12 protein-coding genes are annotated in these 11,465 nt (G+C 31.1%); all 12 read right to left on the bottom strand.

All coding sequences use genetic code 11. The features are described 5' to 3' along the window. The 12 genes from L8W69_RS05125 to L8W69_RS05070 all read right to left on the bottom strand — a co-directional run bounded on the left by L8W69_RS05125 (position 1) and on the right by L8W69_RS05070 (position 11,463). Positions 1-792: an NADH-quinone oxidoreductase subunit C gene (locus L8W69_RS05125; protein ID WP_257928400.1), complete on the bottom strand. Its 792-nt coding sequence runs from the start codon at positions 790-792 to the stop codon at positions 1-3. Then, complete coding sequence (locus tag L8W69_RS05120; RefSeq protein WP_039619352.1) at positions 792-1,289, bottom strand: NuoB/complex I 20 kDa subunit family protein; 498 nt, start codon at positions 1,287-1,289, stop codon at positions 792-794. The genes L8W69_RS05125 and L8W69_RS05120 overlap by 1 nt, the downstream gene beginning before the upstream one ends. After that, positions 1,268-1,687, bottom strand: a complete 420-nt coding sequence (locus tag L8W69_RS05115) for an NAD(P)H-quinone oxidoreductase subunit 3 (RefSeq protein WP_220566531.1) — start codon at positions 1,685-1,687, stop codon at positions 1,268-1,270. Before L8W69_RS05115 ends, L8W69_RS05120 begins: the two co-directional genes overlap by 22 nt. 118 nt (positions 1,688-1,805) lie before the next feature. After that, on the bottom strand, positions 1,806-2,474 hold the full coding sequence (locus L8W69_RS05110; protein WP_263666586.1) for an ATP-binding cassette domain-containing protein: 669 nt from the start codon (positions 2,472-2,474) through the stop codon (positions 1,806-1,808). Then, positions 2,458-3,231: an ATP-binding cassette domain-containing protein gene (locus L8W69_RS05105; RefSeq protein WP_263666585.1), complete on the bottom strand. Its 774-nt coding sequence runs from the start codon at positions 3,229-3,231 to the stop codon at positions 2,458-2,460. Before L8W69_RS05105 ends, L8W69_RS05110 begins: the two co-directional genes overlap by 17 nt. Then, entirely contained in the window at positions 3,228-4,004 is a 777-nt protein-coding gene (locus L8W69_RS05100; RefSeq protein ID WP_263666584.1) for an ABC transporter permease, read from the bottom strand. Before L8W69_RS05100 ends, L8W69_RS05105 begins: the two co-directional genes overlap by 4 nt. Then, a complete protein-coding gene (locus L8W69_RS05095; protein WP_318529604.1) occupies positions 3,997-4,935 on the bottom strand; it encodes an ABC transporter permease in 939 nt (312 codons plus the stop codon). Before L8W69_RS05095 ends, L8W69_RS05100 begins: the two co-directional genes overlap by 8 nt. 11 nt (positions 4,936-4,946) lie before the next feature. Then, complete coding sequence (locus L8W69_RS05090) at positions 4,947-6,482, bottom strand: ABC transporter substrate-binding protein (protein ID WP_263666582.1); 1,536 nt, start codon at positions 6,480-6,482, stop codon at positions 4,947-4,949. Positions 6,483-6,525: 43 nt separating this feature from the next. Continuing rightward, on the bottom strand, positions 6,526-8,469 hold the full coding sequence (locus L8W69_RS05085) for a BCCT family transporter (RefSeq protein ID WP_070255432.1): 1,944 nt from the start codon (positions 8,467-8,469) through the stop codon (positions 6,526-6,528). Between the two features lie 198 nt (positions 8,470-8,667). Continuing rightward, positions 8,668-9,318, bottom strand: coding sequence for a LutC/YkgG family protein (locus L8W69_RS05080; RefSeq protein WP_133319465.1), 651 nt, complete (start codon positions 9,316-9,318; stop codon positions 8,668-8,670). Next, positions 9,311-10,726, bottom strand: a complete 1,416-nt coding sequence (locus L8W69_RS05075) for a LutB/LldF family L-lactate oxidation iron-sulfur protein (protein ID WP_173786794.1) — start codon at positions 10,724-10,726, stop codon at positions 9,311-9,313. Before L8W69_RS05075 ends, L8W69_RS05080 begins: the two co-directional genes overlap by 8 nt. Next, entirely contained in the window at positions 10,723-11,463 is a 741-nt protein-coding gene (locus L8W69_RS05070; RefSeq protein ID WP_115614003.1) for a (Fe-S)-binding protein, read from the bottom strand. Before L8W69_RS05070 ends, L8W69_RS05075 begins: the two co-directional genes overlap by 4 nt. Between the last annotated feature and the right edge of the window lie 2 nt (positions 11,464-11,465).

The raw sequence follows: 11,465 nt of genomic DNA, 5'->3' as shown, positions 1-11,465 counted from the left end.
TTATCTTCTCTTATCTAAAATTTTTACTTGCGTTCTTTTGGCTTTTTTCACAAAAGGCACGCCACCTTCTTCTTGATATTCTTGTAGGTATTTATCCTCTCTTGGAGCTTCGCCTTTACCAACCTCATGATAAATTCTACTAAAGTTTAGCGTGTCTTTTTCGTCTACAAAACCTGGATCTCTATTTTCTTCACCTACAACCTCGCGGTATTCTTTTCCAAAAATTTTATCTATCTCATACCACTTAGCAAATTCATCACCATGCAAAGGATAGCTTTTTAAAAAAGGATGTCCATACCAATCATCAGGCATTAAAAGTCTTTTTAAATTTGGATGATTGATGATGAAAATTCCAAACATATCATATATTTCTCTCTCACACCAATTAGCACCCTTAAAAACGCTCATAACACTTTGAAGCCTTTCTTTTAAACCAACGAAAGTTTTTATTCTCACTCTTAAATTTTTCTCCATATTTAAAAGCTGATAATATACTTCAAAACCCTGTTTTTGAGCGACAAAATCAATCGCACTTGCGTCAGTAAAACAGCTATAACCTAAATTCTTAAGCTTATCAAGAATAGCAACATTATCATCTTTGTTTATCTCAATCACCCAAAAATCAAGCTCTATAAAAGAATTTTTTAACTCAAATTCTTGGCTTAAAATTTGATGATCACTCTCAAAAATACTGCTTTCTATGCTTAGTTTTTTAGTTGCAGGTGCATGGTAAAATCTATCCTCATAATAATTTTTTAACTGAGCATTTTTCTTATCGCTATATTTTCTCATCATATAAGCCTTTTTGGAGCTATTTTTCTGCTTGCTTTTTCTTTACGAATTCTTTTTTGCAAAATCATCAAAGCAAATTGAAAAGTTTCAGGACGCGGGGCACAGCCTGGTACATAAATATCAACAGGAATAATCCTATCCACTCCTTGGACAGTAGAATAGGTATTAAACATACCGCCGGTATTTGCACAAGAACCCATAGAAATAACCCATTTAGGATCAGGCATTTGATCATAAAGTCTTCTTGTAAATTCAGCATGTTTTTTACTTAAAGTACCCGCTATAATCATTACTTCAGATTGTCTTGGACTTGCTCTAAAAATTGTTCCAAATCTATCAAAATCATATCTTGCACCACCTGCTGCCATCATTTCAATAGCACAACAAGCAAGTCCATAAGATAGTGCCCATAAAGAATTACTTCTACCCCATTGCACTAACTTATCAACCGTAGTTAAAACAACTGGCGCATTACTCATTTTTTGATACTCTGCCATGCAAATGCTCCTTTTTTATAAGCATATAAAAAGCCTACTGCAAGTAATAAAATAAAAACAAACACTTCCACTAAGGCGAATAAAGATAAGCCATATTTTGAAAGTTCCGCGGTTAAATCTTTAAAAATCACCGCCCAAGGAAATAAAAACACCACTTCAATATCAAGCAAAATAAAAATCAAAGCAAAAACAAAAAATTGAGAATTGATTTTATTTGCTTGTTTAGAAGCCATAGGCCCACACTCATAAATTCCTAGTCCAAGTTTTTTTCTATTATGAGAGGCTAGCTTAGAGCCTATTTTAGAAGAAATATACACCAAAGTAAAAAATATAACACTTGCAATAACAAGCATTGCAAAGATGCCAAAGTATTGATGCTCTATAGTTGCGTGCGTCATAATAAACCTTTTATTTAAGCATAATTAAATTTATTTTACTTCAATTTAGCTATATAAAAACTTATTATCAAAAAAATAAATTTTTATGTATTTCAAAATGAAACAGTTTTTATCTTTATTATAAATACATTTTTTTATGGCAAATATTTTGTAAGATTTTTTCCTGATGAGAAATAAAAATATAAGTAATATCGTATTTTTTTTGAAAAGCATATAAATAATTTAGAATTTTACAAGTAGTTGGTATATCAAGTGCTGCTGTGATTTCATCTAAAATAAGCAATTTTGGTTTTAAAAGCAAAGCTCTAATCAAACCTAATCTTTGGCTTTGACCGCCACTTAATTTAGAAGGTTTTAAATTTAAAATATCTTTTTCAAGCTCAAAAGCATCAAAAAGTTTAAAAAGCTCTCCAAAATCGGGCTTAAGTTTAAAATTTTCATACACATCAATCAAAAGTCTTTTGGCACTTTTGTAAGGATTTAAGGCTAGCTTTTGATCTTGGAAAATATATTGAATTTTTTGGCGTAATTTTCTTTGAGCGTTAAAATCTAAATTTAATATATTTTCATTTTCAAACAAAACTTCTCCAGTATTTGCACATTCAAGCATACAAAGAATTTTAGCTAAAGTGCTTTTGCCACTACCACTTTCCCCACAAAGCAATAAATTTTCATTTTGATTTAGAGAAAAACTCACATCTTTAAAAATAAAAATTTCCTCTTCCTTTAAATACCAATGTTTTTTAAATTTATAAGATTTGCTTAAATTTTTAACTTCTAAAAACATTCTCATTCTCAAAATAATTTAACAATTCTTTAGCAAAAACACCTTTTGGATTGCTTAAAAACTCTTTCACGGGCATTTGATAAATCAAAGTTTTATCTTCTATGATAGCCACCTCATCACAAAGCTCTTTAGCTAAATTTATATCATGAGTAATGAAAATGAGATTTTTAAATTGTGTTTTTAACTCTTTTAAAATAGCGATGATTTTTTCTTCATTAGCTCTATCAAGTGAGCTTGTAATCTCATCACACAATAAATACTTAGCCTCGCTTAGTAAAGCTAGAGCTATTTGAATGCGTCTTGCCATACCACCACTTAGCTGATATATAAAAGAATGCCATAAAAGATCATGATTTTTAAGCCCTAAACACTCAAAATAACAAAAGGCCTTCTCTTTAATCTCTTTTGTGCTTAAATTAGTATGAGTTTTTAAAACTATATTAAAATAACTCCCTATATCAACAAGAGGGTAAAAGCTCCCATAAACATCTTGAAAAAGTAAATTTACCTTAGTTCTTAAAATATTTAGCTCTTTTTCTTTTAAAATTAAAATATCTTTTTGATCTATCCTAAATTTTTGTGCATTAAGCTTATAGTGTTTATCAAAAAGCTTAATCATGCTTTTTAAAAGCAAGCTTTTTCCCGCTCCACTTTTACCCATGATAGCCAAAGCTTTACCATCTTCTAAATTAAGATTTATATCTTTTAATAAGATCTTATCTTTAAAGCTAAGATTTAAATTTGCAATTTCTATCATGCTTTAATCTCTTCTTGTAAGTCATTACCCAAAGCAAGCAAAGGTAGGATAAGCATAAGTATAAAGGCTACTGGAAAAACTATCATCCACCAAAATCCTAAAAACACAGCCTTACTTGCTTCATTTAACATATTTCCTAAACTTGGAGTCCAAAGCTCTACACCCAAGCCAAAAAAGCTTAAAGTAGCTTCACTTGTAATAGCATGGGCGATATTTAAAACAAAAAGCACAAAAAGCAAATTCCAACAAGCAGGTAAAAGCTCACTAAATAAAGCTTTCATCTTACTAGAGCCTAGAATGATAGCATTTTGATAAAACTCAAGTTTTTGAAATTTATTAAGCTGAGTATCAAGTACTTTTGCCACAAAAGCAAAATGCCCCAAAGCGATGATAAAAATCATACTCCACAAAGATCCCGCCAAAAAGCTTTGAAAAAACATAATCACAAGCAAAGAAGGTAAAGCCAAAAGCATATCAAGCACTCTAGCAAAAAAGGCATAAGCAAAAAATCTTGTTAAAAACACATAAACACAAGCAAAAAGCACGCTAAAAAATGCCGCCATTACCCCTACAAATAAAGAAATACGCAAGGCATATAAAATACGCGTAAAAATATCTCTACCAAGTAAATCTGTGCCAAAAATATGACTTAAATTTGGGGCTATTTTAGCCTTGCTTAAATCCACTAAATTAGGATCATAAGAGCTTATTAAAGGTACAAAAAGCGCTAAAATAAAACTTAGCAAAATCATCATCACATAAAACTTACGCATTGGCAAACCTTGGATTAATCATCTTGCAAATTATCTCTACGATCAAATTTACAAGCACTACCACTAAAATGCTAAAAATTACCACAGCTAGCACCACAGGATAATCTTTAAACAATATACTTTTAATCACTAAATTTCCAACACCCTCATAAGAAAACACACTTTCTACTATATAAGTTCCCATTAAAAAACTCACAAAGGAAGCGCCAAAATACGCGAGTATAGAAGCAAAAGCATCTTTTAACACAAAATGCAAATAAATTCTTGTTTTGCTAAGCCCTCTTGCAAAAGCACTTTCTATAAAGCCCTGATTTAAACTATCAATCAAACTTGTCCTTATAAAACGCACAAAAACAGCTAAATGTGAAAGCACTAAAGCACATACTGGTAAAAACAAATGCCACAAACGATTAAATACATCATCTTCAAAGCCAATATCAGCAATAGCCGAACTTGGAAAAAGCTTAAAAAATACAGCAAAAACTAAAATAAGCATTAGCGATAAAGAAAAAGTAGGCAATGCAAAAAAACTCATCGTTGAAAAGGTAATAATTTTATCCAAAAAACTATCTTTATAAAGAACGCAAAAAAGTGCTAAAACCAAAGATAACACAAAAAGCACCAAAAAAGCCAAACTTCCTAGTATGATGGTATAGGGAAGTTTTTCTTTTAAAATTTCACTAACCTTTTCTCCGCTGATTAAAGAGTAGGAAAAGTCGCCTTTCATGGCATTAAAAAGCCAATTTTCATACTGCTCTAATAAAGGCTTGTCTAAATTTAAATTATGCTCAATTTCTTCTTTTATTTTAAGGCTAGTTCCTTGAGGCACACTAGCAAAAACCACACTTCCTTTAGCATGATAAATCATCACAAAACATAAAAAACTTGCAAAAATCATCAAAAAAAACGCCCATAAAAGGCGTTTAAAAATGAGTTTTAGCACTAATTTTTGCTCCACTCATAAGCATTCCAAGTAAAACCTACCCCATGATGACCTAAAATATGAGGTTTTATACCTTGGATATTTTTAGCAAAAACTAAAGGATAATCGATATAAGCTATAAATAAAAATGCAGGATCTTTATATAAAGCGTCAATAAATTCTTTATAGTATTTTTTTCTTTCATTTACATCAAGTGAATTTCTAGCTTTTATCAAAGCTTCATCAACTTTAGCATTTTGATAATGACCAAAATTCCATCCACTAGAGTTTAAAGCACTATCTTGAGAGCTTTCAAAAACTCTAAAAGTATGAAAATCAGGATCATAAGGACTACCCCAACCTACCAAAAAGCTGTCAATCTTAGTATAGTCAAAACTTCCACTCGGCTTAGCAACTGCCTTTGCCTTAATGCCAAGCTTTAAAAACTCACTTTGTAAGATATTTACCAAAGCTATTCTTAGTGGATCTTCGCTCATAGCATACATTTCAAAGCTAAATTCTTTGCCATTTTTTTCTAAAATTCCATTTTTGTTTTTCACAAAGCCTGCTTTTGCTAAAAGCTCATTTGCTTTTTTTACATCATAAGTATAAGTTGCAAATTCTTTAGGATTTGCCCATGATTTTTCCAAAGGATGATTTGCTACTTTTCCAAAAGAATGCAAAAGAGAATTCACAATAGCTTTTTTATCGATAGCATAATTTAGCGCTAAACGCACATTTTGATCTTTTAAAAACTCATGATTAAAATTAAACATCAAAGCACGATAATCAGCCGAAGGCTCTATAAGCATTTTAAAGTTTTTATCATTTGCAAAATTTGAAGCTAGAGCAAAATCGACTAAAGCTACATCAATAGAACCATTTTTAAGCTCAATAGCGCTAATACTTGGATCTTTAATATGTTTTAGTATGAGTTTTGGTGTTTTTACCTTAGCTAAATGATAATTTTCATTTGCTTCTAAGATCATATATTGACCTTTTTTCCATTGTTTTAGCTTATATGGTCCTGTTCCTATAGGCATTTGATTAAATTTAGTAGTATTTAAATTTTCTTTTTCAAGTAAATGTTTTGGTAAAATTCCCACACTCAAAGCATCTAAAAATGCAGGAAAAGGCTTTGAAAGTGTGATAATCAAATGATAATCATCAATAATTTTTACTTCTTTAACTGCGTCAAAATTTACCTTTGAGGGTGAATTTAACTTCTCATCTTTTAAAGCATTTATACTAAATTCCACATCTTTGGCGCTAAATTTAGTCCCATCATGCCACAATATATCATCTCTTAAAGTAAATTCATAAACAAGTCCATCTTTACTAACTTTCCAAGAACTAGCAAGATCAGGCGCTAAGCTCATATTTTCATCAAAGCGTGTAAGTCCTGAAAACACAAGAGCAATTGCCACATCATGATCTTCACTAAAAAGCGGATTTATACGCTCTGGCTCATTTTCCACTGCTATAACGATCGTATCTTTTGGCGTAATAGCAAAAAGATTTAAAGCACAAAAAAACATTAAAAAAAATCTCAACATAAAAGGCCTTTCTTATAAGAATAAAGTGTAATTATAACGCTTTTTAATCATAAGCTTTGGTAAAAATTTCATTTTTATCATCAAATAAAAGTTGCAAATACCTCTCATACTGCTTTAGTATATCTACGATGATTTCTTGCTCGTTTAAATACTCTATATTATAACCATTACGCGAATCAGCAAAGAAAGTTTGTGGCTCAAAGATAAATTCTTTAGAATAAGTTGGCATAAATTTATCATCGATTATGCTTTGGCTTGCTTGTTTTTTTACTACTTGCACTCCATAGATAAAATCTTTTGCAAATTCTTTTTTTATAATCAAACTTATACTTGATTTTTCTTGAACGATCTGTGTTTTCAAGCCGTAGTTTTTTAGACTTTGGCTGAGTGATTCCATAGCATTTTTAACTTTGGTATTTAAGAAATTTTGTATGTCTTGTTCTTTGCTTTGTTTTAAAATTCTAGCAAGTCTTTCTTGCCAAAATTCTCCTGTAAAATACACACTACTTTGACTAAGCTTAGTTAAAGAGTAATTCACATCTACAATTAAGCCTTTAAGCAATGAAAAACACATCAAACAAAGCAAAAATGCAAAAGGTAAAGCCACTATCATAGTGATACTTAAAATCGCCCCCAAGCCACCTGAATACAGCAAAGAAGTAGCTAAAAGCGCAAGCACAAAACCCCAAAGGATATTTTGCCATTTGTATGGCTCATGAGCGCCACCACTACTTAAAGAATTTAACACAAATATCCCACTATCTGCTGAAGTGATGAAAAACAAAGCTAAAACCAAAAGCGCAAGCAAAGAACTAAAATAAGAAAAAGAAAAATTTTGTAAAAAATAAAAAAGCAAACTTTCAGGTGCTGAAGTAAAAGGACTTAAAATATCATTGAAATTTAAAGCACTATTGCCAAAAATGCTAAACCAAAGTATATTAAAACTAGTAGGCACTACAAGCACGCCAAAAATAAATTCCCTTATCGTTCTACCACGAGAAATCTTAGCAATGAAAAAGCCCACAAAAGGCGCCCAACTAAGCCACCAAGCCCAATAATAAATAGTCCAATTATTAAACCATTCTATATGTTCTTTTTCATAATAATAAGTCTTAAAGCTCAAAGAAATTAAATTTTGCAAATAATTTCCAATATTAGAGCTAAATTGTGAAAGAATTTGGATGGTATTTGTTGAAAAAAGCACAAAAAGCATTAAACACACTGCAAAAACTAAATTTGCTTCACTTAAAATTTTTAAACCCTTTGTTAAGCCACTAATCGATGAGAGCGTGGCCAAAGAAATAATGATGATTATAATCACGCTTTGTTCTAAAAAGCTTTGTCCGTTTAAAATACCCAAATTTGAAAAGCCCGCATTTAGTTGAGATGCACTATAACCAAGTGTGGTACTAATGCCAAAAACCGTGACAATTAAAGCAAGCATATCAACTAAATTTCCCCAAAAACCATAAATTTTATCTTTAAGTAAAGGGTAAAAAGCACTACGCAAACTAAGAGGCATTTTATATCTAAAACCAAAATACGCCATAGCCAAAGCACACACCCCATAAATAGCCCATGGGTGAATTCCCCAGTGAAAGATAGTATGTAGCATAGCTTCTTCATCGCTTGTTTGCAAGGCTTTTTTATGTATGAGAGGTTCAGCCACACCAAAATACATAAGCCCCACACCCATACCCGTAGCAAAAAGCATAGCAAGCCAAGAAGTAAATTTAAAATGAGGTTTTTCATCATCATCGCCGAGTTTAATATCGCCAAATTTTGAAAGTGCAAGCGCGAGCATAAAACACACAAAAAAACTCACACTTAATATATAAAACCATGAAAAATTTGCAAAAATTCCACTTTTTATATGATTGATAAAATCATTTGTAAGTTTAGGCAAGAAAATACAACTAAGGCTTAAAACAACTATAATACTAATACTTGGTAAAAATACTGCCTTTTTAAAACTTGTTTTTAACATGATTTTCCTTTTTATAGTTTTAAAATTTAAGTTAATACCTTTTTTACTATGTCAAAAAATATCTTAAATATAACTAAAATCAATAAAATAGCAAAGGTTGATAAAAATATAATTTAATTAATGTTTTAAAAACCAAGAAGTTAATTTTTGATTTGAAGGTGATTTTAGAATTTACACTAAGTGCAAATTCTAAATAAATCAATAAAGTATAATATGAACCTTTTGAGATCCATGAACTCCAAAAACAGTGATAAGTTCAATATCTGCAGTTCTTGATGGCCCTGCTATAAACAAAATATTGCTAGGTAAAATTTCATTTTCTTCTTTTACTAAATTCAATGCTTGGCTAATGCTTTTTACAATATTTTCTTTTTTTAATAAAACAATACAAAGCATAGGAGCCAAAGAAAGCATTCTTGGTTGAGTTTTATCAGACAAAACTAAAGCAACTCCATGTGAGCTTACTCCAACTCTTGCTTGGATGATAGAAAAATCACTATGAAAAACTTCTTTTCGTATTTTTTCAATCTCTTGATTAAAACAAGTCTTTTTTTCGGCTTCAATTTTATTTATATCTAAATTTAAATTATCAGGATAAATAAGACTTTTATAGCCATAACTTTTAACAATTTGATTGATTTTTTCTTCTAATTTTTCTAACGAGCTTTCTTCTACTATGTATTTATTTGCACTCATTTTTTCTTTTAACTCACTATACATATCATCACTTGTTTTGATATGCTCTATAGGATCCATAGTCGGGATTTTTTCAAAAGATAAATGTGTATTTTTAATCTTATCCAAAATAGCTTTTTTGCTTTGTGAAGAAATTTCATTTATTCTACTCACACTTTACTCCTTGCATATTTTCAAGTTCTTTATAAAGATCAAGTTTTATTTGTGGAAATTCCTTATAAGCACTCCATTTTTTAACTACTGGTAAAGAATTTTTTCCTTTTTGCAAAAGCCAATTAAAATTATGTAAATTTGCTAAAGTATTTTTCCAAATAATAGGACTTGTAGCTACTTTTTCAAAAATCTTAAATGCCATAGCTTCAGCAGTATTTGGAGTGATATTATCAAAACTTCCTTGACCTACTTTTGCTGCTCTTAATTTGCGTATTAAATCCGCAAGAGGAATTCTTACCGGACAAACCTCAGAACATCTTCCACAAAGCGAGCAAAAAGTAAGAATATCACCATTTTCTTGCATACCAAAAAGATTAGGACTTATGACTTCTCCAATCGGCCCTGGATATACACTTTGATAAGTATGGCCGCCTATTTTATCATACACAGGACAAAAATTCATACAAGCCCCACATCTTATACAACGCAAAGCTTCATAATAATCTTCATCATTTAGCATTTTGCTTCTATTATGATCAAAAAGAATAATATGCACTTCTTTTGGGCCATCTAAATCTCCATTTTTTCTAGGTCCTGTAATGATATTGTTATAAGTTGGTATAAATTGACCCGTAGCTGATGGAGTAAGTAAAGACACCATAGTGGCAGCATCTTCAAAGCTTTCCATAACTTTTTCTATACCACAAAGTGCTACATGTATATCACTTGCTGTGGTGCACATCCTACCATTTCCCTCATTTTCTATAAGCCAAAAAGCGCCTTCTTTAGACATAGCAAAATTTACTCCGCTAAGCCCCATTTTAAGTCCTTCAAATTCATCTCTTAAATGCTTTCTTGCAATAGAATTTAGCTTTTCTGGCTCACTTTCTAAATTAGAGCCTAATTTTTCTTGAAAAATTTTACCAATTTCATAGCGGTTCTTATGCACCGCTGGAACTACAATATGCACGGGAGTTTCATCATTTAACTGCAATATAAGTTCGCCTAAATCTGTTTCTATGGCTTTTAAGCCTTTGGATTCTAGGTAGTGGTTTAAACCTATTTCCTCACTAGCCATAGATTTACCTTTTAGAATTTTACCGATGTTTTTTTCTACCATTAATTCATATATAATCTCACAGGCATCCTCATCAGAACTCGCCCAATGGACATTTATGCCATTTTTAGTGGCATTTTGTTCAAATTCTAAAAGCCTATCGTGCAAAGTTGATAAAGCATTGTTTTTAGCTTGCTTAGCTTTAGATCTTAGTCCTTGCCAATCATTAAATTTCTCATCTATAACTTTTAAACGATTTTTTTGCAAAGTATGCATGGCAGATCTTAAATTCTCTCGCATTTGCTTATCATGAATTTTCACATCCACAATTTGTTCATGTGTCATTTTCATATCGCAACTCCTTCAAGACGCTTGTTTAAAAAATCATACAAATGAATTCCCTTTATATCAAGCCCCATTTTACTCATCGTGCCTGCAATATTCATCAAACACCCACCATCAGAACTTAATACATATTTTACGCCTGTATTTTGGATATCTTTGATTTTTTCTTGTGCCATAGAGTTTGAAATTTGAGGCTCTTTCACAGAAAAAGTTCCTCCAAAACCACAGCATTCTTCTTCAAATTCTAGAGGAATTAATTCCACATTTTTGAGTTTTTTTAGCAGATTTTTGCTCGCTTGTATGCTTTTTTGAATTCTTAATGCATGGCAGTTAGAGTGCCAAGTCACTTTTATAGGCTCACCTTTATCTTCATAATCAACCTTTAAAACCTCATCTAAATACTGGCTAAGATCAATCACTCTAGAGCTAAATTCCTTTACCAAGTTAAAATGCTCATCATCTTTGAAAAGCTCTAAATAATCATGACTCATCATCCCCGCACAAGAACCGCTTGGCACTACTATAGGATAATCTTGAGTAAAAAGTTTTATATTATGCAAAGCTATATTTTTACTTTCTTTAAAATACCCTGAATTAAATGAGGGTTGAGAGCAGCAAGTTTGCTGCTTTTTAAATATAACCTCAACTCCCTCTCTTCTTAAAAGTCTAACCGCGTTTAAAACACTTTCTTGCATTATCGCACTACCCAAACAAGTAGCAAATAAATACACTTTTTTCATCATCA

The sequence above is a fragment of the Campylobacter sp. CNRCH_2016_3089 genome (assembly GCF_025772505.1).
In the GTDB taxonomy this organism is placed as follows: Bacteria; Campylobacterota; Campylobacteria; order Campylobacterales; family Campylobacteraceae; genus Campylobacter_D; species Campylobacter_D lari_D.
This window is presented reverse-complemented; position numbering and strand designations above follow the sequence as displayed.